This is a genomic window from Anabaena lutea FACHB-196 (assembly GCF_014698305.1).
Taxonomy (GTDB): Bacteria; Cyanobacteriota; Cyanobacteriia; order Cyanobacteriales; family Nostocaceae; genus Anabaena; species Anabaena lutea.
In genome coordinates, this window is the sequence record NZ_JACJST010000007.1 from 1 (window position 1) to 20,279 (window position 20,279).

Here is a 20,279-nt window from a genome sequence, read left to right on the forward strand (position 1 = left end):
TAATTAAATTACTAAACGAAGGAGGTCTTATTATTAAATGGGAACGCAAAGTCAAAAATAAAGGTAATGCTGTTTATTCGATTTAGCTGCACAACAGCTTATAGCTCCAAGTTACCAAACCTAGAACTAAAAACCAGGAAGGATGTATATAAAAAGGTATTCCAAAAAGGTTGCCAACCCGAATTGTGCTATTCATGGCGTTCACCTGTGATATGAGCATTGAGAAGTTTGTTGTTTCTCTCAATGCCCTTATCGTAACGAAATATTAAGTAAATTTAATCTTTGTAACGGTAGTGGTGTCCGTCCATTAAGGTGTGGTTATGCGAATTTAGCCTCTAAAATAGAATTTTTACGGGTAAGCGTGGGTAAAAAAGTTACCCTACTTCGATATAGGTCTGCTGTTTTTACAAGCAGGTACTGAAGATGCTTCAGCAAATCTAACTGCGCGTTTTTGTTTGTGAGCCTTGCGTCGCTCGCGTAGGGAGTTGTATTCTGATCAAAAATCAATGCTAGAAACAATAATTGTCTTTGTCATTATTGGGCTAATTATTACGGTAATTTTAGTTAATCCCCTGCTCATTAAAAGGAGGAGAAATCGTCTCAAACAGCGTTCTTTTCCTCCTCTTTGGAATGCCATTATTGAGAATAATCTTCCTATATACAGCAGAATTCAGGAGTCAGGAGACGCTTCGCAGACCTCCGGTTCAGGAGTCAGGAGTAAAAATGGTTTGGTGTCTAGGTTTCAATTTAGATTCTGTACCTCATTGATCTGCAATCTGCTGTATCTCTATCTTTCTGCTGATGAAAGAAGGCGGCTTCAAGGACATATTCAAGTGTTCTTAATGTTGTCTTGCATGAATTTGCTCATCAATTAGATCAAGAGGATGGGAAAGCTGAAGGTGTTCCGATTCTGCAACGCAACTCAGACTATTCAATTTGGGCTAAAGTGATGACTGAAGCATATCAGCAACTTTGTAACGATGTTCTCCAAGGTGTAAATAATGTCATAGATAGTTATGGTGCAACGAATCCCGCAGAATTTTTTGCTGTAGCGACTGAGACTTTCTTTGAAAAACCACACCAATTGTTATCTCATCATCCGGCAGTTTATCAGCAGTTACAATCTTACTACCAATTAAATCCTGTGCAGTGGAATTATCCTTCCTCTGTCACTTTTCTTAAATAAGAAAGCGATACAGAAATTGAGGATGGAGAAGATGAGGCGGTAACAAGCACCCTGGTTTTTTAATCCTTCTGTTGTCACCTCATCAGATAAAATACCTTGCTTTCTTATGTAGAATCTTTTAGTTTTTATAAGTAAATCTACAAAATTAATTTCCTATTTTTTAGTTCTGTTTTCGATATTTGCTCTATCCTTATTAATTTACGTACAGTGATGTGTTTCTATCAAGGATAGAAATGATAGCGGTTGGCTCATATTAGCGGCAAAGCCGAGAATTCCTGGATCTCGATGTTCGTAAAGTAACTGACCTTTGGTATCAAACAGAAAAGTGCCACCGCGCTGAGTTAAGTAGGCAGAATTCGGTACATAAGTCTGCCAATTTTTCAGAACTTCCACCATATTCCGTAGCCGGAGAGTAGCTAACTCAAAGGGACGTTGAAACCCACTCCCGCCGGCTAGTTGGAAAAACGAGCCTTGAAAAGCAGGTAGAGGAGTAGCTTGAATGATTTCATCATCTCCAATGAGTTGAGGGGCTTTGCGATAGCGAAGCGCTCCGTAGGAATCGCCCTTGTATCCCCGAAAAACTTCCGCCAGCGTTCCCGGACTGCCAATTCCTGCACACATCAATAGTAGATTTAGCCAAGCTTTCTGGGATTGAGAAAGTCCAGGGAGAGAAAAATTCAGACCAGAATAGAGATTGAGTTGGCGATGTAATTCTCCATTAGGGTCAACAAATAAATTTTCAGGCGGAAATCCTGAATATTCACAGAATCTTCTTCCAGAGGCGAGATTGCCAATTCCCACTGCACGAATAGCGAGTTTTTGAGAAGCCAACTTTTGAGCTTCGCGCTGTAACCACCACGCATATTCAAGACTATCAAAATCTCCAAGTTGTGGCCAGACTAAGATCAGGATATGTGAGGCCGTCTCACAATTTTCTAGAAGGGATCGGATTATGCCATCACTAACACATTGATATTTGTTCTGATTAAGGATAGCGTAGGGATTCATGAGAAGACATTAACTGCTATTTAGCTATTAAATTTTAGCCCAATTTAACGAATTCAGAATTATTTTCATGACAATTTTCTTCTAAGTCCCGCCACACTATATTGCTAAATGCTACAATAATCGTTCACAAACTAAAACAGTTCCCTTTTCTCCACGAGTAATCCGCATTTCTTCATCTAAATAAAGGATTTCTAAACGTCCTTTGGGAGAACGATTCATGATAAAAGCAACTTCTCCAGTTTCTGGAATCATAGTTTGCGGAGGAACTAAACCAAACATCAACCTCAAAAAACCAGACATCAAAATATCTTGCCAACTTCTTTTTTCAGACTTACCTTGCTCACCAAAAACCGCCTTCCATTCCTCTATTTTGGTTTCAGATTGCGGTTTTAAAATTCCTCCTGTAAATTGCACTTGCAGCACCGTATCACTCACAGGTTGACAAATTCCTTGGTTGCGAACAATCCCAGATATTTGAGGAACGGATTCATCAATAGTCGTAAATTCAACAACAATATCATGAGTTCGCAGTTCTCCATTTCCTAATGGAACTACAGGTTGAAGAACGCGGTCAATTACCACTTTTAGTTTTGTTGGTTTAAACATATTAAAAGCCAAACGACCCAAGGTATAGGCATATCTGCCATCTGCAAGTAGCTCACTTTGAGGAAAATTTGGCGCACTGATCAACAACCATTCACTATCCATTAAACTACCACTGTGGGCTGGTGCTGTCGTCGGATTGAGAGATTGGAGATTTTCAATCGCAGCAATTACAGTTTTGTCCTTAGTATTACCACCACAAGCTGCTAATGCCTGACGCAAAGCTGTTTTAGCTGCTGCACATTTTCCTGTATCTACTACCATAGTGTTAAAATGTTTTAGCTTTAACTAATGCAATTTTAGACAATCGGCTGATTTTTGAAATCTATCTGCCAGGGCGATTAAAAAATTGTTACTTTAGTTTTGGATAGAAAATCAAAATCATTGTTGATTCCACCATGTCCAACAGTATGATCCAGTTTGAGGCATCTCCTCAAGTAGTCACATCTCAACCCAGAACAACAGAAGCACTCCCCGCTGGTGGACTTGACCCAGAACACTTTGATTGGCAAGAGGTTTGGTATCCTGTCTATTATGTTCAAGATTTAGACAAATCCCAGCCTACTCGCTTCACCTTGCTAGAAAGGGATATGGTTTTGTGGTGGGATAATAAAGAGCAAATGTGGCGAGCATTTTTAGATCAATGCCCCCATCGGTTAGCACCACTATCGGAAGGAAGAATTAATCAGGACGGATTGTTAGAATGTCCTTATCATGGTTGGGCTTTTTCAGGAACGGGAAAATGCGATCGCATTCCCCAGCAAGTTGAAGGTGGAAAAGCAGAAGTTTCTCAACGTGCCTGTGTGACTGCATTCCCGACTACAGTTCGCCAAGGAATGTTGTTTGTATATCCTGGTGCTGCGGAGAATGCAGCTAAAACCAAAGTTCCCATTGTTGACATTTTAGACGAAGACCCGGACGGCTGGATTTGCCTGAATACTTTTCGAGATATTCCCTATGATGCCTTGACGTTGATGGAAAACGTCTTAGATTCCAGTCACATTCCTTACACCCATCACCGTACCGTCGGCAACCGAGCTAATGTATCGCCTGTGGAATTGGAGGTTGTAGAATCAGGGAAATGGGGATTTAAAGGCACTTGGGCAGCAGGCCCCCGCAAAGGAACTTTAGGACGGCAAGATACTACTTTTATTGCCCCTGGTTTAATGTGGCATGACCTGACTTCTAAACAATTTGGTAGAACTTTAACGGTGGTTTATGCAACTCCTATCCGCAAGGGAGAATGTCGGTTATTTGCGATTTTTCCCTTTAAGTTTTCTTCCAAATTACCAGGAATATTTTTGCAATTAACTCCGCGTTGGTATTCACACATTGGACAGAATAGAGTTTTAGAAGATGACCAAATTTTCTTGCATCATCAAGAACGGTATCTGGAAGAACATGGTGGTAGTGGCAATTTTACCAAGGCGTTTTATTTGCCAACTAAGGCAGATTTGTTTGTCTTTCAGTTGCGTTCTTGGGTGAATCAATACAGTGTTGATCCGTTTTCAGGTAAAACTCTACCACCGCCATTACCGAAGGAAGCTTTATTAGATAGATACCACTCCCATACAGAAAAATGTGCTAGTTGCCGTACTGCGCTGGCTAATTTGCAAAAGTTACGGGTGGGAGTAGCTGCGCTGACAGTGTTGGTTTGGGCGTTGCTGCCGTTGCTGATGTTTATTTATGGTCAGACGAACATTTTCACGATTAGTTTTCTGACCTTGCTTGTGATTAGTGGTGCTGGGATTTGGTTTGGTTTGGGTAGGTTAGAACGACGGTTTTACCAAGGACACTTAGTTCCACCTAGAAATCTGCCTGAGAAAAACTAGAAAATTCTCAGTAGTGCTTAATTTGACATAAAGTACTTGTACAAGTTCATATAACCGGGTAAATTTCCGCAATGCCTCCCCGCTACTTAAAGGCACATCTTGAGTTTTCTGAAATATGAAACCAACAGATAAATCCACCTGGAAAGCCAAAATCCACCCACACATAAAAGTGTAAGTGGACTGGTTCATTCTTGAAAATGGAGCTTATGGGAGTTGAACCCATGTCCAAATTGGGTATTAACCCACCGCTCGTTCACAGGTTTAGCCTTTCTGACCCTCAAGGCGGGAATCGTTCATTATCCCGAACGTAGGATGCTCTGATTTAATCTTAGCCAGCAAGCCAACCAGAGAACGCTTACTGAAGCATCCGTTGGGGTTAGGTCTTTAATCCTTAACGGAGTCAAATTAAAGACGCTCGAACCTGTAAGAGGTGTTTTAGGCTGCTACTAGAGCTTCCCGACGAGCAAATTTTACGATATTGTTCGCATTTACTTTTTTTTCGAGTCTTTGATTTCCGAGAGGTGACTCGCTCTCGACCTGAATCACAGAGAAGCTTTCGCCAACCTGTCGAAACCGTTAAAGCCCCATGTGCTTCACACTTTTATTATAGTACGCAATTTTGCAAGTTGACAATAAATTCAAGGTAGAAGGAAATCTTTTATAGCTGATTGCGATCGGATCGCTCTGCTGTCCTTGGATATCGCTCATTGTTCTGTGAAGCGTGTACGGTTTTCTCTACTTTTAAAGTAATACACTTACACTTAAGTAATCGCTAAAATTTGAGATGACAGAAGATTTAGCCTTAAATTTTACGATATTCGGCTAAATTGTAGGTTCAAGATTTCATTTCAACAATAATTAACAGTCAAGATATGCTTCACTCTCCTTCAGATTCTACTTCTGAATCACAAACATTTAAAGTCCTATCAATAGATGGAGGGGGGATTAAAGGGTTGTATTCCGCTAGGATTCTAGAACATTTTGAGGATAGGTTTAATTGTCACATTGCTGATTATTTTGATTTGATTTGTGGCACTTCAACAGGAGGTTTGATTGCAATGTTGGAACAGAAGCAATCAGAAAAAATCAAATCCGAGGACAAATTATAAATGATAGTGGAAATCATGAAAGAATCGAATCAAGTGATTTTCATGGAGAGCATTTTGTGGAATGCTATATTATTAAAAATAATATTTGTGTGGCATGGCATAAAATTGATGTGCCAATTAAACTTTCAGAATAGGGTTGGTGTTGAAACACAGATACAGTGCTATAAAAATTAGTAATTGATAATTGTCTAGCGAATTAGATATTTATGAATAGCTATATCAATTAATTAATGATTTGACTTAAAGCTGGGGCTTACAACTATAATATTATTCTATCCTAATAGTAGAGGTAAAAACATGACCATTGAACAAGCAGTTTTAGAAAACTTCCGAGAATTACCAGCAGATAAACAACAGGAAGTTTTAGATTTTATTCAATTTCTTAAACATAAATTACCACCAAAAAAATCAACGTTTAATCCTGACGGTGAAAATTTCTGGGAAATGACCTTGCGCTTTCGGGAACGTATGGAAAGAGAAGGTATAGAATTTACAGATGAGGATTTTGCAAATCTTAGAGATTGTAGTCTAGGACGGGAGGTAGAACTGTGAGTTTTAGTTTTATTTTAGACACTAATATTTATTATTTCGGAAATTTTCACGCTACCCTATAAATAAACATACCATCCCTAACCAAAATGGCACAATTAACAATTCAAGTACCGGACGAACTAGCAAACCGCTTACAACCCATATTACATCGTCTTCCAGAACTGCTTTCACAACTCCTAGAAACACATACACCAAAAACATTAACCTTAAGTAATTCTAGCGATACTCCTAACATTTATACTGAGTTTTTAGATTTTTTAATTAAACAACCAACACCCGAACAAATAGCTAAATTTAAAGTTTCAACCCAATCACAAACACGGTTAGAATACTTGTTAGAAAGAAACCGTATGGGTACAATCTCCGAAGCAGAAAATAGCGAATTAGATATTTATGAACAATTAGATCAATTAATGATTTTACTTAAAGCTAGAGCGTACAGCGTAATTAAAAATGACAAATAATGCCATTTCTTTTAGTCTACGTCAATTAGTCATTGAACGCGCTCAAGGACGTTGTGAATATTGTTTAATTCATCAAGACTTTTCTATTTACACCCACGAAATTGATCATATTATTTTATTGCTGTTAAACATGGAGGTAAAACTTTATCAGAAAATTTGGCTTTATCTTGTTTACCTTGTAATCGTCATAAAGGATCAGATTTTGCTACTCTTGATCCCAATAATGGGGAAATTATTCGCTTATTTAATCCCCGATTACAACTTTGGGATGAACACTTTACTTTAAAAAATGCCGAAATTATTGGTATTACTGATATTGGTCAAGCTACATCACGTTTATTGATGTTTAATACTTCAAGCAGAATGCGATCGCGTCAATCATTAATTGATCAAAATTTGTACCCTTAACTAATTTTTTTATGATAATATTGGCATTAAAATTAGAGAGAGATTCCTACGGAGCGCTATCTCTATTCCTTCGGAACGCTATGCGAACGAGACGCTACCGCGTAGCTTGCTTCCCGTAGGGTACGCTATCACTTTATTAATAGTAATAGAGTATAAATGGAAATTCAATAATTATTAATAATTGATGATTGGCGATGGTTGATTTTACCAATTACCAATCACCTATTACCAAATTAAGTTAGCGCTTCTGCACCACCCACAACTTCTAGGAGTTCTTGGGTAATTGCAGCTTGACGGGCTTTGTTGTAAACCAATGAAAGGGTCTTAATCAATTCACCGGCGTTGTCACTGGCGTTACTCATAGCTGTCATCCGCGCTGCTAGTTCACTAGCTGCTGACTCTTGGAGCGATCGCAATAACTGATTACTCAGATACAATGGCAACAGAGAATCAAGAATTTGTACAGGGTCTTGCTCGAAAATCATATCACGAGGCAAGGCGCGGACTTGGCTGACCACTTTCTCTCGTTCTACTTGGAATTGACCACCACGGCTAGTTAAGCGGAAGATTTCGTCATCTGCTGCTTCTAAACCTTGGGTATCAAGGGGTAGCAAAGTTTGTACCACAGGACGAGAGCTAACCAAAGAAACAAATTTGGTATAAACTAGCTCAATTCTGTCTACTTTTTCCGAGAGAAACAAGGAAAGTAGTTCGTCAGCAATATTAGTAGCTTCTGCTGCGGTGGGAATTTGTTCTAAACCGCTGTAGTTAGCATCAATAGGCTGATTGCGTCGTTGAAAGTACTGAGTAGCTTTGCGTCCGACAGTTACAAATGTGTAGTCTATACCTTCGGCTTTAAGTTCCTTAGCGCGATTTTCTGCACGGCGAATGACGTTACTATTGTAACCACCGCACAGACCCCGGTCGCCGGAAATTACTAACAAACCTACTGATTTAACTTCGCGTTTTTTCAGTAGTGGTAAGTCTACGTCTTCAAACCGCAGACGGGTTTGTAAACCATACAACACTTGTGCCAACCGATCTGCAAAGGGACGGGTGGCAATTACCTGTTCTTGGGCGCGACGTACCCGTGCCGCAGCCACTAGCCGCATGGCTTCTGTGATTTTTTTGGTGTTTTTGACCGACTGAATGCGATCGCGTATTGCTTTGAGATTGGCCATAATTTATAGTCCTGAGTCATTAGTCATTGGTCATTGGTCACTGGTCATTGGGATTACCAATCACCAATCACCAATTACCAATTACCGATTATGCTGCTGCTTGGAAGGTCTTCTTGAACTCGGTTAATGCTGCTTTCAAGGCTGCTTCTTCTGCGTCACCGAGGACTTTGCTGCCCTGTACTCCTTGGAAGTATGCAGTATTAACGGTCTTCAAATAATCACGTAGACCTTTAGCGAATACGGTGACTTTATTAGCTGGGATATCATCTAAATAACCGTTGATACCAGCGTAAAGAATCGCTACTTGTTCAGCTACTGACAGTGGGTCGTTTTGGGGCTGCTTGAGGAGTTCCCGTAAGCGGACACCACGTGCCAATTGGTCTTGGGTGGCTTTATCTAAGTCAGAAGCAAATTGCGCGAAAGCTTGCAAGTCGTCAAACTGTGCCAATTCCAGTTTAATTTTCCCGGCAACTTTTTTCATTGCCTTGGTTTGTGCGGCAGAACCTACGCGGGATACAGAGATACCGGGGTTTACAGCGGGACGGATACCAGAGTTGAACAAGTCAGAAGACAAGAAAATCTGACCGTCGGTGATGGAAATTACGTTTGTAGGAATGTAGGCGGATACGTCACCGGCTTGGGTTTCGATAATTGGTAGGGCGGTCATGCTGCCTTTACCCAGTTCATCGCTCAATTTAGCGGCACGTTCCAATAAGCGGGAGTGGATGTAGAATACGTCTCCGGGGTATGCTTCCCGTCCGGGTGGACGACGTAGTAGCAAGGACATTTGGCGATAAGCCTGAGCTTGCTTAGAAAGGTCATCATAAATTACTAAGGTCGCTTTGCCTTTGTACATGAAGTACTCAGCAATGGTTGCGCCTGTGTAGGGAGCTAAGTATTGTAAGGTGGCTGGGTCACTGGCGTTAGCGGCTACAACTACTGTGTAGTCCATCGCGCCTTTTTCTTGTAAGGTTTGAACTACGTTAGCAACGGTGGAAGCCTTTTGACCGATGGCAACGTAAACGCAAACTACATCTTCACCTTTTTGGTTGATGATGGTGTCAATTGCGATCGCTGTTTTACCAGTTTGACGGTCACCGATAATCAATTCCCGTTGACCACGACCGACGGGAATCATCGAGTCAATAGCGGTGATCCCGGTTTGCATTGGTTCGTGTACAGACCGACGAGCAATAATCCCAGGTGCTGGGGATTCAATCAAACGGGTTTCAGTGGTTTTTAAATCACCTTTACCATCAATGGGGCGACCCAAAGCATCGACAACGCGACCAACTAAGGCTTCACCTACAGGTACCTGAGCAATTCTACCAGTAGCAGTTACAGAGCTACCTTCTTGAATTTCCCGGCCTTCACCCATTAATACCGCACCAACGTTATCTTCTTCTAAGTTTTGGGCGATACCTATTGTTCCATCTTCAAATTCTAGGAGTTCCCCAGCCATAGCCTTTTCCAGGCCATAAATCCGGGCAATACCGTCACCAACTTGTAAGACTGTACCAACGTTAGCAACTTTAACCTCTTGGTCATATTGCTCGATTTGTTGTTGGATAATGTTGCTGATTTCGTCTGGTCTGATGGAAATACTCATTTGTCTGTGCTTTAGTTTTCTTTCGAGACGGAAGAAGTCAATACAATTCAAAATTAAAAATTAGAAAAAACTATTTTTAATTTTGAATTATTAATTATTTCAGCTACTGCTTAAGCGCAAGGAAAGACGACGTAGTTGACCGCGCAAACTAGCATCAATTACTTGTGAGCCGACTTTGATAATCACACCGCCAATCAACTCGCTATCTATCTTGGTTTGTATTTCTACCTGGCGAGCCTTGGTGATGGCAATTACTTTTTCTGTAATTGCTTGCTGTTGAGCTTCTGTCAAAGCAACGGCAGAAGTAACTTCGGCTAATACGGTTTGATTTAGCTGCCGCAACAGTACTAAATACTGCTCTAAAATCGGTTCCAAGAAAGAAATGCGTCGTCTGTCAACTAGCAGCAGCAAAAAGTTACGCAGGTAGGGACTAACGCCTTCCCCAAGTACTTGTTTGAGCAGACTCTTCTTGGTTTCAGCTTGAATAAAGGGGTTGCCCAAATATGTCTCAAGCTCTTTGTTGGCTGTAAAGAAGCCTAGGAAAGTACGTGCATCTGTGCCGAAATCTTCTGTTAAGTTTTTCGATTGCGCCAGAGACAACAGCGCCTGTGCATAAGGCTGGGCTATTTCGGCTGCTGCTGCATTACTTTTCATACTTTCCCTCCCAATTGTGAGATGCTGCGTTCAATTAAAACTTGTTGAGCATCGTCAGCAATTCCGCTCTTGAGTTGCGCCTCAACTTTTTGCAGTGCCTGAGCAACTACTTTTTGACGTAATTGAGCGATCGCTTTATCTAGTTCTGCACTCAAGTCGGCTGCCCCTGCTTCCTGCAAGCGCTCAATATCTACAGCAGCTTGTGCCAAGATAGCTTCTTTCGCAGCTTGGGCATTGTCTTGGGCTGCTTTTTTAATTCTTTCAGCTTCCGCAGTAGCTCGATCTAGGTTTTGTTGCGCCTCTTTGAGCTTTTCGGCTGCATCTTTAGCTCTTTGCTCTGCACTCTTAATTGCTGTTTCAATATTTTCTCGACGAGTTTTTAGGGTGTTACCCACAACTTTCCGTCCGAAGACAAACAGCACAGTAATAATAATGGCCAGGTTAATCAGGTTAGTGTCTAAAATATTTGTGTTTAGACTAAACCCTCCTTCTGCCAATTCACCTCCGACGGCGCTAGCTTCGGCCATCAACAGTAAAAAAGTCCCCATGATTTTTCATCCACAACTGCGCTGCCAAAACTTTTTTGTCAGTTGTCAGTTGTCAGTTGTCTTACTTAATGACTAATGACCAATGACTAATGACTAATTACCAATGACTATTTTTTGAGTTAGCGCTGGTTAACTAAATCGGCTCCTAAAAGCTTTTCTAGCATTTGCCGACTGAGAGCATCAACTTGTGCTTCCAAGGAACCTAAAGCTTGTTGTTTTTGCTGCTCAATTTCACCAGCGGCTTTTTCTCTCTGTGCCTGGGCTTCCTGTTGCGCTGCGGCAATTTTTTGGGCAGCTATTTTTTGAGCTTCGGCTTGAGCTTCAGCAACAATTGTTTGTGCTTGCCGTCTAGCTCCTGCTAGATCCTGCTCATATTGCTGTGCTAAGTTTTCTGTTTTTGACAAGCGTTCTTGAGCTTCTAATTGATTACTACGGATGTATTCATTCCGTCCATCAATCGCATTGCCCAGGGGCTTGTAAAGAGTTGCGTTCAATATTAGGGCTAAGATTAGAAACTGGATTGCCATCAAAGGCAGGGTAGCATCTAGATCAAACAAACCCCCTTCTTTGGCAACTTCTTCTACAGCCAATAAGGTGATCCAGTGTGTCATGTTTGCTTATTCCTATCTACTATTTTAGTGCTGAGTGCTGAGTACTGAGTCCTGAGTTACTAGTTTTGAGTTATTTTTGTTAAACTCCCAACTCTTAACTTGTTTTTACTCAGCACTTATTACTCAGCACTCATTACTGATTATGCGAAGGGGTTAGCAAACAGTAGCACTAGAGCAACTACTAGACCGTAGATGGTTAGCGCTTCCATGAATGCCAAGCTTAACAGCAATGTACCGCGAATTTTGCCTTCTGCTTCTGGCTGACGAGCAATACCTTCTACAGCTTGTCCGGCTGCGTTACCTTGACCAATACCGGGGCCGATTGCAGCCAAACCAACAGCTAGAGCAGCAGCAATAACGGAAGCAGCAGAAACTAATGGATCCATGATATTCTTTCCTTACTTTACTGAGTTGAACGGGTTTTGTAGTTGGTCAGTTGTTAGTTGCTCATAAGCCATGACCAATGACTCATGACTATTTTCTGAGAGATTTAATGATGTCCCTCATGCTCTTCACCACCATGATGATCTTCCATCGCTTCACCGATGTAAGCAGCAGCTAAAGTGGCAAAAATTAGTGCTTGAATGGCGCTGGTAAATAATCCCAAGGCCATTACTGGTAAGGGGACGAACAAGGGAACTAGCAAAACTAGTACTCCTACCACCAGTTCATCAGCTAAAATGTTACCGAATAACCGGAAGCTTAGGGAAAGGGGTTTGGTGAAATCTTCAATAATCTTGAACGGCAACATAAACGAAACTGGTTGCACGTAGTTGCCAAAATACCCTAAACCCTTTTTGCTGAACCCAGCATAAAAATACGCTAAGGATGTCAACAAAGCTAAGGCAACAGTTGTGTTGATGTCGCTTGTGGGTGCTGTCAGTTCACCTTCTGGCAGATGAATTAGCTTGAAAGGAACTAGCGCCCCTGACCAATTTGACACAAAAATGAACAAAAACAAAGTGCCGACAAATGGCACCCAAGGGCGATATTCTTTTTCGCCAATCTGGTTTTTAGCCAAATCTCGAATGAATTCCAGGGCATACTCCATCAGGTTCTGTAGCCCACTGGGAATTCTTTTGATGTTACTGCTTGCCAAGACGGAAGCTAGTACTAGCACACCAATAACAAACCATGAGGTGAGAAACACCTGGCCATGTAGCTTCAAGTTACCTATTTGCCAGTACAGATGTTTACCCACTTCCAATTCGGCAAGTGGAACAGAGTAGAAGTTCAGAAAATTCAGCATTTTCTTTCCAATTCAATCGTTTCTCCAATATTACCTGGAGAGGAGGAGCCTTTTTAAGGTTGCCGGAGCTTTGTGGAGTCAGAGATAAACGCCACTCTAACTACGTAGATGATGAGCGTAGCTTTATAGGTGAGAAATCCCAAAAATATGGGCATTATTTGTAGCTGATTTAAGCGCGATGCTAATAAAATCAGTCCTACTAATAAGGCTAACCGAGTTTGGCTCAGTGATTGTTTCTCTCTGCCCAAACGCTCAACATCTTTTGCCAACATCCTCAAGTAAAGCACACCTGCACACGCCCCTAACAAATAATTCAGGGCAATGTTTAGGGAGTAGGCAATCCACACAGAGATAAAAATAACCCCTGTCAGGACAAGTGTGATTACTAACAACTCCTGATAGAGTTGATAGAAGTCTTGCATGGAAGAGTCTACTGGTTCTGTGTCTTCAAAACCAAGTTGAGCATCTTGTTGTGTTGTCGGAGTCGGTGCAATTGATTCTTCTGACAAGCTCACAGGACTTGAAACCAGTACAGCTAAATTATGATGACTGCACATTCAGTCAGCTGAATCATATCACGATCCGGTAACAATACTTTAGGAAAAAACAATTAACTTCTTGAGATTGGTCATTGGTCATTGGTCATTGGTCATTGGCGACAGAATTACTTATTACTGATTTCTTTCATGAAGCGGGGGTTAGTAAGAGCAGTTGTTGTTTGAGGAGGTGTCTTACTCCGTTTAAGTCTAGCTTGACTTGGGCTAAAATCTCAGCCACTGTGGCATTACTATCACATTTTTTCAGAAACCCAAATTCGGCTGATGATCGGTTAACTCGTTATTAATAGTAATTAAATATACATTGAATATTCACGGAATTGAAATATGTGTTATTCGTAACGCTTAAAGAGACGCTGTTTGTAACGTCTCTATATTCTTTTTCGCTTCTATACTTTTGCTGCTTTTCTAGCAGCTTTAGCTTTTCTCAGCGCCAGATTTCCCAAGGTGTAAGCCGCAAATATTCCTAAGCCTAAATTGGTAGAAAAGTCGAAGGGTACGGGAGTTGCACCAATGGGAGTTAAGGTTCCATTGGAGAAATTAAAGTTTGGGTTAAATGTACTGGGGTTGTATATTCTTCCATTAAATGAAGAACTTGAGACAGTAAATGCCAACAACAATGAACTAGGATTGTAGGAAAATCTGCTACCATTTGTTAATGCACCATTGTTTCTATAAAACTGAGTTGGAGCAGTGCCATTCCACAAAAAGCCCTGTGTCGGTTGAGTTTCGGTAAAAGTTTTCCCTACCAGTGATGGAGCCACAGTAGAACTTGTGATAGCAACTGTACTGGCGTTAATGGTAAAGTTAAAAGAGCCTGAAGTATTGGCAAAAGTACCATTTGTGTCAAAAGTACCAGCTTCAGCACCGCCATTAAAAGACCAGTTCCATGTTAGTGCCTGTGCTGGTTTGGTTTCGGTTAAAGCCATAGTCAAGGCTACACCAGCAGTTGCTATTCCTAGTTTTGTAACTAATTTCACGAGGATTATCTGTAAAAAAACTACACGTATATGATAAACTGAAACTAGCTTATATAGAAAGTAAGAAAGTATTTTTTACAGGAATCTTCATCTAATTGTGGATTCTAGGTGAAAAATTAGGGTTTTGCGGTTATGCCTCTATAAATGAGGCTATTCCACTTAAGCTGGTGTCAGTAAAATCATTTGTAGTTTCATCAGATTTCTGACTTCATCTAACCCAAACTGCACTTTGGTTAAAATGTCTGCTACGGTAGATTTACCATCACAGTTTTGCATAAATTCAAACTCTGCTGTTGATAAGTTAACTATTTGGTAATCGTAGTTAAATAAGCATTGACTGGGAAACCCATCTATGCAAGGGTTGAGTTCGGGAATTGCAGCTAATAAAGTATTATCTGCTGACCAGTCGCTTTTGGTGAGGGGGGGACGACTGAGAAAAAATTCGTAATGGGTTACTTCTGGGTCTAGTAATTCTATCAAGCGGTAACGTTGGCGTTCTGTTAATTCTCCGGCTCGTTCAATTAACTCTGGTGCTTTAGCCAAGAGTCTGTCTAATTGCCAAAATCCGGGATTTGAGAAACCAACAAAGTCTAAACCGGAAGCGTCTATTAATTCAAATAGTGTATCAATGTTGTAATCAGTTTCCTGGGGATGAACGTACATATCAGCAAAACATTCATCTCGCTGATTTTCCATTGCCCAACGTTCTTTTTCTCTCTTGACAAGTCGGTTAGTTTCTGGTAATGAGGCAAATATTTGTCTTCCGACTTGGACACCATCGCGGTAGTCACCTTTTTTGTTACCTTGGAGGAGTGCGATCGCTTTTTGCATGAGTTGAACTTCCCAGCGTCCCAATTCCCCATAGACAAAAATATGCATTAAGCCACCGGGGGCTAATTTTTTCGCTAATGCTTGGATACCACGAATGGGATCTGGGAGATGATGAAGAACACCGACGCAGTTAATTAAGTCAAATTCTCCTGGTATCTGTTCAACATCATATATACTGAGATGATGAAATTCTACACGGTCAGCACCAGAACTCTGACAGCGTTTTTTTGCTACTTCTAGAGTTCCTGCGCTTAAATCAATTCCGACTACCTGCGCTTGGGGGTTAAGATGTACCAAATATTCCGTTCCGACACCAGAACCACAACCAGCATCTAAAATGCGGATATCTTGCTGAGGTGGTTTTCTTCCCGTGCAGAAGTTGTAAGCAGCTAACCAATTCCAACGCCAATTATAACCGGGTGGTGGTTCGTCGAGGATTGGTTCTGGGGGGAATGGGTAGGTATCGTAGAGTTTGGCTACAGCAGCACTGACGGTTTGGGAGTCGGACATGATCAGGATTAATGCAGTATTTCTGAGTTTAGCCGATGAGGGTAATTAGGGCAAAGGTGATATAGGTATCCGATTTTATTCTTGAATATATCTAAGTATTTGTAGGCAATGCCCACCATATCATGTTTTTGGTGGGCATTGCCCACCCTACGTATATTTCAAAAATCAAATAGTAGTCCTATAGTAGGGAATTCTTAACTCTTCACAGGTTTGAAAGTCTATGATTATTCAGAATAATCACCACCAGAACCAAACTTCCATGCATCTACAAGACGATGCCAATAATATTGTTGTTGAATGGGTAGATTATTAACTAATGGTTTTAACATGGAATTTATAGAAAACAAGCCACTATAAATACATAAATTAACGTAATGTAACATCCAGTCTAGCAAACTACCTAAACCAACTTGGGGAATTATTTTGGCAACTAACAAAGGATGAGATAAACCAGTTTTTAACAATGTTTGTGTTAAAGCTCCAAACTGCACCACATCTTGTAAAAATGGCTTAAGTACGGGAGTTCCTAATTGTTGCATTTCCTGAAAAACGGCTGAGAGAAGTTGGTTAATTTGATTTGGGTCAATTTTTTGTTCTACACCCACACTCATTGCCTTTTGAAATAACCAAGTTACACTTAAACTCGGTTGATATGGTTGCAATATTGTCAAGTCTTGAACAGATAATTTATCTATTTGTAATGCTTCTTCAATTCCCAACGTTAACCTTTGTAAATGACGTACCATAGCCCCAAAACCGCCAAAACTCAAAGGTGATTGATTGCCGCTACTATCACCCACTGGTAAAATGCGATTCCAAGGAGTTTTGAGAGGACTTTGACGATAACTGGGAAAAAAACCAAAGAGCGCTCTTTTAAACTTTAGTTGAGTAAGTTCCACGCCCTGATATTCTGGTAAAAGACGGAAATATTCTGCAAATAAAGTTTCTAAACTCAAGCGTTGTGGATTTGCATCCATATAGGTAAATAAATAAGTTGTTCTACCATCCTTTGCAGGGAAAGCTTCCCAAAAGTATTGACATTGATTTTGCAAAGCGGTGAAAGATAACAACAAATCACCAGAGTCATTTTTAGTAAATCCTTCTGCACAACTTCCGACAACTAAACAAAGGGCATCTGGTTTTTTACCTTGACGTGCTTGTTGGCTAATGGATGAAAGGTTTCCCATTGCATCAAGCAACAATCTTGCTGTAAATTGGTTATTTACATTTACACCATTTGGGTGAACCACTACATCGCTAAAAGGTGTATTTTCAAATAACTTTCCCCCAACATTGATAAATCTTGTTTTTAAGGTTTCAAGTAAATAAATAGGATCTACACCAATGTTGAGGACATCTTCTACCCAAACTTCTGTACCACCTTGAAAGCTGACTCGTGCTGGGTTATATTTTGTGACAATAGTTTTTTCTAATTCTGCTGCTGTTAGCAAGTCCAATTCTCGAAATACTTCCAACTCTTTCCGGGAAATATTCCATTCTTGTTCCCTTCCTTGCAAAATTCCCCTTTCCAGCAATGCTACCCGCACACCGCGCACAGCTAAAGCGCAACCCATGAGAATTCCTAAAGTTCCACCACAAATAATTACATCCCATTCCACAGAGTTTAAAGATTGTGGATTTTCTTTAACTACGTTAGGTATAGGTGTGTTATCTGTTCGCAGGGATGTTAAAATATTATCCGTGCGGCGTAAACCGCTTAAAACATTTCCTGGTAGTTGAGAAAGAATTTCTTCAGTTAGGGACATAACAGTTAATTTCAGCAGAGTTCTAATCTTGATATTATCTTTTCAGACAAAAGTTTGAAAAAGCTGGCTATTAACTGTTATAAGTCTTGAGTTTATGGCAATGTGGAGATAGAAACGAGACAATAACTTAAGTTGTAGGAAATATTTATGAATCGCTCAAAAATAGTGGCCGTTATTACAGGTGCGATTTCTATCCTTTTAGCTGTTGCTTACCTGATAGTTGTGCAAATTCTCGACTACCGAGATATGAAACCTGCCCCCATGAGTCAATTGCACCCACCAGCAGTGATTGCAGAAAGTATAGCAGGTGATAGGAGAGAGGTGACAGGTGATAGTGTGAGAAGTCGTTTGGGATCTAGATTTTATTATCAATTGGTTTCCTAATTGCTATATCTCCATGTCACCGTGTCTCCATGTCACCGTGTCACCGTGTCACCGTGTCTCCGTGTCACCGTGTCTCCGCGTCCCCGTTACGGGGTAAGTAAGTCTGCCTCTACAGACTTTTTAATCCATAGATAAAAGTTAATGGTTATTATTCAATAATTAAATCCATAGAACTATAAGAATAAATTACAGAAAATATCGTGGATTTATCTAGGAAAGTAATTCCCATTTGGGACATATAAAGGTAAGCTAAATCTAACAATATTAAACAAAGATAAATTTCCATTAGTGGTCGTCACTGCGTTGATAGGGATCAACGCTAATTGATGTCATCGCTATAAGTTTTGCTGCAAATATAGAGGTAATTGAATGGCTCAGTACTTACTAGAAACTGTTTGGCTGATTCCTGTCTATGCTTTAATAGGGGGTCTTTTGGCAGTTCCCTGGTCACCGGGCATAATTCGGAAAACGGGGCCAAGACCGGCGGGATATGTAAACTTGGTAATGACGTTTTTCTCCTTCTTTCATGCTGTTTTTGCTTTCACAGCTACTTGGAATCAACCAGCCCAAGAAGTATTTATCCCTTGGTTGTCTACCGCAGGCTTAGACCTAACTATTAATTTAGAAATTTCCTCGGTAAGTGTAGGGGCGCTAATTGTCATCAGTGGCTTAAATTTTCTCGCGCAGATATTCGCCATTGGTTACATGGAAATGGACTGGGGCTGGGGACGTTTCTTTTCTTTATTAGGATTATTTGAAGCTGGTCTTGGTGCGTTAGTTCTGTGTAATGACTTGTTTTTCAGTTATGTAATCTTAGAAGTTCTGACTCTGGGGACTTACCTGCTAGTTGGTTTATGGTTTAGTCAGCCTTTAGTGGTGACAGGTGCAAGAGATGCGTTTTTAACCAAACGGGTGGGAGACTTGTTTTTGCTAACGGGGGTATTGGGACTTTGGCCTTTAGCCGGAACTTGGAATTATACAGAGTTAGCTGAATGGGCGGCGACTGCGAATGTTGACCCCACTGTGATGACATTGGTATGTTTGGGGTTAATTGCTGGGCCAATGGGTAAATGCGCCCAATTTCCGCTGCATCTATGGTTAGATGAAGCAATGGAAGGCCCTGTGCCGAGTACGATTTTACGGAATTCGGTGGTAGTGGCAAGTGGTGCATGGGTGCTGATTAAATTGCAACCTGTGTTTAGCTTGTCCCCCGTAGTTTCTTCGGCTATGGTTGCCATTGGGGCGGTGACAGCAATTGGTGCTTCGTTAATTGCGATCGCACAAATTGACATTAAACGCTGTTTATCTTATTCTGTCAGTGCTTACATGGGCTTAGTGTTTATTGCTGTGGGAACACAACAAGATGAGGCAGCACTTTTATTAGTCCTCACCCACGCTTTAGCTTCTGCATTATTAGTAATGAGTACCGGGGGAATTGTTTGGAACAGCATTACCCAAGATGTAACTCAATTAGGCGGGCTGTGGACACGTCGCCCCATTTCTGGAATAGCGTTTATTGTTGGGACTTTGGGCTTCATTGGATTTCCACCCCTAGGCAGCTTTTGGGCATTATTTAAATTAGCCGATGGACTTTGGACAAATCACCCTGGGTTGGTGGGAATTATCATTGCTGTCAATGCTTTAACTGCCTTTAGTTTAACTAGAGAATTCGGTTTAATTTTTGGTGGTAAACCCAAACAAATGAGTGAACGTTCTCCTGAAGCTCTTTGGCCAATGGTTTTACCAATGGTAATTTTAGTAGGCTTTGTTTTACATCTGCCTTTAGTATTGCAAAGCTTATCATTACTACCCAATTGGGCTACCTTAAATAAAGATATCGCTCTACTTTTAATTTGGTCGAGTATCTTCGGTTGCGGCATCAGTGGGGTGATTTATTTAGGCAACATTCCTAAACCGATTCGTCTGCCTTGGAAAGGGTTACAAGATTTACTGGCTTACGACTTTTACACACCAAAACTCTACAAAATAACCATCATTTTCGGTGTTGCCCAAATTTCCAAATTCGCCGATATGCTGGATAGGTTTGTAATTGATGGCATCGTTAATTTAGTTGGTTTGTTTTCTCTTCTGGGTGGAGAGGGACTCAAATACAGCACCACCGGACAAACTCAATTTTATGCCTTTACCATTCTTGTAGGAGTTGGCTTGTTGGGCGCGTGGGTAACTTGGCCATTCTGGGGAATACAGTTTTTAAGTTTGGTATTCTGAACGTAAGA

At 40.8% G+C, this 20,279-nt stretch carries 21 protein-coding genes, 1 other RNA gene and 1 pseudogene; 9 read left to right on the forward strand and 14 right to left on the reverse strand.

Annotation, left to right across the window (positions count from 1 at the left end; all coding sequences use genetic code 11):
• Positions 1-506 precede the first annotated feature (506 nt).
• Positions 507-1,186, forward strand: a pseudogene (locus H6G59_RS27815) (M90 family metallopeptidase).
• 198 nt (positions 1,187-1,384) lie between these two features.
• Here the strand turns inward: H6G59_RS27815 and H6G59_RS09330 are convergent.
• Both H6G59_RS09330 and H6G59_RS09335 read right to left on the reverse strand, forming a co-directional pair.
• Entirely contained in the window at positions 1,385-2,194 is an 810-nt protein-coding gene (locus tag H6G59_RS09330; protein ID WP_190713702.1) for a peroxiredoxin-like family protein, read from the reverse strand.
• Between the two features lie 111 nt (positions 2,195-2,305).
• Positions 2,306-3,061 carry a PAP/fibrillin family protein gene (locus H6G59_RS09335; protein WP_190713704.1) on the reverse strand — a complete coding sequence of 252 codons (756 nt, stop codon included), beginning with the start codon at positions 3,059-3,061 and terminating at the stop codon, positions 2,306-2,308.
• A gap of 134 nt (positions 3,062-3,195) precedes the next feature.
• Between H6G59_RS09335 and H6G59_RS09340 the strand changes: the two genes are divergently transcribed.
• Complete coding sequence (locus tag H6G59_RS09340) at positions 3,196-4,629, forward strand: aromatic ring-hydroxylating dioxygenase subunit alpha (protein WP_190713711.1); 1,434 nt, start codon at positions 3,196-3,198, stop codon at positions 4,627-4,629.
• A 195-nt stretch (positions 4,630-4,824) separates the two neighbouring features.
• Here H6G59_RS09340 and ssrA read toward each other — a convergent pair.
• Positions 4,825-5,215: a transfer-messenger RNA gene (ssrA, locus tag H6G59_RS09345) on the reverse strand.
• Between the two features lie 286 nt (positions 5,216-5,501).
• Here ssrA and H6G59_RS09350 point away from each other — a divergent pair.
• The 5 genes from H6G59_RS09350 to H6G59_RS27310 all read left to right on the forward strand — a co-directional run bounded on the left by H6G59_RS09350 (position 5,502) and on the right by H6G59_RS27310 (position 7,162).
• Complete coding sequence (locus H6G59_RS09350) at positions 5,502-5,738, forward strand: patatin-like phospholipase family protein (protein ID WP_242038835.1); 237 nt, start codon at positions 5,502-5,504, stop codon at positions 5,736-5,738.
• Positions 5,657-5,872 (forward strand): nucleotide-binding domain-containing protein, encoded by a 216-nt coding sequence (locus H6G59_RS27820; protein ID WP_190713713.1) that lies wholly within the window; start codon positions 5,657-5,659, stop codon positions 5,870-5,872. Before H6G59_RS09350 ends, H6G59_RS27820 begins: the two co-directional genes overlap by 82 nt.
• Positions 5,873-6,035: 163 nt before the next feature.
• The gene (locus H6G59_RS09360; RefSeq protein ID WP_190713715.1) at positions 6,036-6,290 is read left to right on the forward strand and encodes a DUF2281 domain-containing protein; all 255 of its coding nucleotides are present in this window, start codon (positions 6,036-6,038) and stop codon (positions 6,288-6,290) included.
• Between the two features lie 86 nt (positions 6,291-6,376).
• Positions 6,377-6,754 carry a hypothetical protein gene (locus tag H6G59_RS09365; RefSeq protein WP_190713717.1) on the forward strand — a complete coding sequence of 126 codons (378 nt, stop codon included), beginning with the start codon at positions 6,377-6,379 and terminating at the stop codon, positions 6,752-6,754.
• 117 nt (positions 6,755-6,871) lie between these two features.
• Positions 6,872-7,162 carry an HNH endonuclease gene (locus tag H6G59_RS27310; protein ID WP_339327945.1) on the forward strand — a complete coding sequence of 97 codons (291 nt, stop codon included), beginning with the start codon at positions 6,872-6,874 and terminating at the stop codon, positions 7,160-7,162.
• Positions 7,163-7,395: 233 nt separating this feature from the next.
• Here the strand turns inward: H6G59_RS27310 and H6G59_RS09375 are convergent, their stop codons facing one another.
• The 11 genes from H6G59_RS09375 to H6G59_RS09425 all read right to left on the reverse strand — a co-directional run bounded on the left by H6G59_RS09375 (position 7,396) and on the right by H6G59_RS09425 (position 17,658).
• A complete protein-coding gene (locus H6G59_RS09375) occupies positions 7,396-8,343 on the reverse strand; it encodes a F0F1 ATP synthase subunit gamma (RefSeq protein ID WP_190713720.1) in 948 nt (315 codons plus the stop codon).
• Between the two features lie 88 nt (positions 8,344-8,431).
• Positions 8,432-9,952 (reverse strand): F0F1 ATP synthase subunit alpha, encoded by a 1,521-nt coding sequence (gene atpA, locus H6G59_RS09380; RefSeq protein ID WP_190713721.1) that lies wholly within the window; start codon positions 9,950-9,952, stop codon positions 8,432-8,434.
• Between the two features lie 99 nt (positions 9,953-10,051).
• Positions 10,052-10,606 (reverse strand): ATP synthase F1 subunit delta, encoded by a 555-nt coding sequence (gene atpH / locus H6G59_RS09385; protein ID WP_190713723.1) that lies wholly within the window; start codon positions 10,604-10,606, stop codon positions 10,052-10,054.
• Entirely contained in the window at positions 10,603-11,154 is a 552-nt protein-coding gene (locus H6G59_RS09390; RefSeq protein ID WP_190713724.1) for a F0F1 ATP synthase subunit B, read from the reverse strand. The genes atpH and H6G59_RS09390 overlap by 4 nt, the downstream gene beginning before the upstream one ends.
• 119 nt (positions 11,155-11,273) lie before the next feature.
• Positions 11,274-11,765 carry a F0F1 ATP synthase subunit B' gene (locus H6G59_RS09395; RefSeq protein ID WP_127053817.1) on the reverse strand — a complete coding sequence of 164 codons (492 nt, stop codon included), beginning with the start codon at positions 11,763-11,765 and terminating at the stop codon, positions 11,274-11,276.
• Positions 11,766-11,905: 140 nt separating this feature from the next.
• Complete coding sequence (atpE, locus tag H6G59_RS09400) at positions 11,906-12,151, reverse strand: ATP synthase F0 subunit C (RefSeq protein WP_015206126.1); 246 nt, start codon at positions 12,149-12,151, stop codon at positions 11,906-11,908.
• 104 nt (positions 12,152-12,255) lie between these two features.
• Positions 12,256-13,014 carry a F0F1 ATP synthase subunit A gene (gene atpB / locus H6G59_RS09405; RefSeq protein WP_190713726.1) on the reverse strand — a complete coding sequence of 253 codons (759 nt, stop codon included), beginning with the start codon at positions 13,012-13,014 and terminating at the stop codon, positions 12,256-12,258.
• A gap of 53 nt (positions 13,015-13,067) precedes the next feature.
• On the reverse strand, positions 13,068-13,571 hold the full coding sequence (locus H6G59_RS09410) for an ATP synthase subunit I (RefSeq protein ID WP_190713729.1): 504 nt from the start codon (positions 13,569-13,571) through the stop codon (positions 13,068-13,070).
• A 389-nt stretch (positions 13,572-13,960) separates the two neighbouring features.
• Positions 13,961-14,551: a PFE-CTERM domain-containing protein gene (locus H6G59_RS09415; protein WP_190713732.1), complete on the reverse strand. Its 591-nt coding sequence runs from the start codon at positions 14,549-14,551 to the stop codon at positions 13,961-13,963.
• A gap of 159 nt (positions 14,552-14,710) precedes the next feature.
• Complete coding sequence (locus H6G59_RS09420) at positions 14,711-15,892, reverse strand: class I SAM-dependent methyltransferase (protein WP_190713734.1); 1,182 nt, start codon at positions 15,890-15,892, stop codon at positions 14,711-14,713.
• A 224-nt stretch (positions 15,893-16,116) separates the two neighbouring features.
• Entirely contained in the window at positions 16,117-17,658 is a 1,542-nt protein-coding gene (locus H6G59_RS09425; protein ID WP_190713736.1) for an FAD-dependent oxidoreductase, read from the reverse strand.
• Between the two features lie 147 nt (positions 17,659-17,805).
• Between H6G59_RS09425 and H6G59_RS09430 the strand changes: the two genes are divergently transcribed.
• Together H6G59_RS09430 and H6G59_RS09435 are read left to right on the forward strand one after the other, a co-directional pair.
• Positions 17,806-18,042, forward strand: a complete 237-nt coding sequence (locus H6G59_RS09430; RefSeq protein WP_190713738.1) for a hypothetical protein — start codon at positions 17,806-17,808, stop codon at positions 18,040-18,042.
• A 369-nt stretch (positions 18,043-18,411) separates the two neighbouring features.
• A complete protein-coding gene (locus H6G59_RS09435; RefSeq protein WP_190713739.1) occupies positions 18,412-20,271 on the forward strand; it encodes an NAD(P)H-quinone oxidoreductase subunit F in 1,860 nt (619 codons plus the stop codon).
• The last annotated feature ends 8 nt before the right edge of the window (positions 20,272-20,279 follow it).

Bases quoted from the DNA above. Each gene is read 5' to 3' on its own strand.
- H6G59_RS09330 (WP_190713702.1), bottom strand. From the start codon at position 2,194: ATGAATCCCTACGCTATCCTTAATCAGAACAAATATCAATGTGTTAGT.
- H6G59_RS09335 (WP_190713704.1), bottom strand. From the start codon at position 3,061: ATGGTAGTAGATACAGGAAAATGTGCAGCAGCTAAAACAGCTTTGCGT.
- H6G59_RS09340 (WP_190713711.1), top strand. From the start codon at position 3,196: ATGTCCAACAGTATGATCCAGTTTGAGGCATCTCCTCAAGTAGTCACA.
- H6G59_RS09350 (WP_242038835.1), top strand. From the start codon at position 5,502: ATGCTTCACTCTCCTTCAGATTCTACTTCTGAATCACAAACATTTAAA.
- H6G59_RS09360 (WP_190713715.1), top strand. From the start codon at position 6,036: ATGACCATTGAACAAGCAGTTTTAGAAAACTTCCGAGAATTACCAGCA.
- H6G59_RS09365 (WP_190713717.1), top strand. From the start codon at position 6,377: ATGGCACAATTAACAATTCAAGTACCGGACGAACTAGCAAACCGCTTA.
- H6G59_RS09375 (WP_190713720.1), bottom strand. From the start codon at position 8,343: ATGGCCAATCTCAAAGCAATACGCGATCGCATTCAGTCGGTCAAAAAC.
- atpA (WP_190713721.1), bottom strand. From the start codon at position 9,952: ATGAGTATTTCCATCAGACCAGACGAAATCAGCAACATTATCCAACAA.
- atpH (WP_190713723.1), bottom strand. From the start codon at position 10,606: ATGAAAAGTAATGCAGCAGCAGCCGAAATAGCCCAGCCTTATGCACAG.
- H6G59_RS09390 (WP_190713724.1), bottom strand. From the start codon at position 11,154: ATGGGGACTTTTTTACTGTTGATGGCCGAAGCTAGCGCCGTCGGAGGT.
- H6G59_RS09395 (WP_127053817.1), bottom strand. From the start codon at position 11,765: ATGACACACTGGATCACCTTATTGGCTGTAGAAGAAGTTGCCAAAGAA.
- atpE (WP_015206126.1), bottom strand. From the start codon at position 12,151: ATGGATCCATTAGTTTCTGCTGCTTCCGTTATTGCTGCTGCTCTAGCT.
- atpB (WP_190713726.1), bottom strand. From the start codon at position 13,014: ATGCTGAATTTTCTGAACTTCTACTCTGTTCCACTTGCCGAATTGGAA.
- H6G59_RS09410 (WP_190713729.1), bottom strand. From the start codon at position 13,571: ATGTGCAGTCATCATAATTTAGCTGTACTGGTTTCAAGTCCTGTGAGC.
- H6G59_RS09420 (WP_190713734.1), bottom strand. From the start codon at position 15,892: ATGTCCGACTCCCAAACCGTCAGTGCTGCTGTAGCCAAACTCTACGAT.
- H6G59_RS09425 (WP_190713736.1), bottom strand. From the start codon at position 17,658: ATGTCCCTAACTGAAGAAATTCTTTCTCAACTACCAGGAAATGTTTTA.
- H6G59_RS09430 (WP_190713738.1), top strand. From the start codon at position 17,806: ATGAATCGCTCAAAAATAGTGGCCGTTATTACAGGTGCGATTTCTATC.
- H6G59_RS09435 (WP_190713739.1), top strand. From the start codon at position 18,412: ATGGCTCAGTACTTACTAGAAACTGTTTGGCTGATTCCTGTCTATGCT.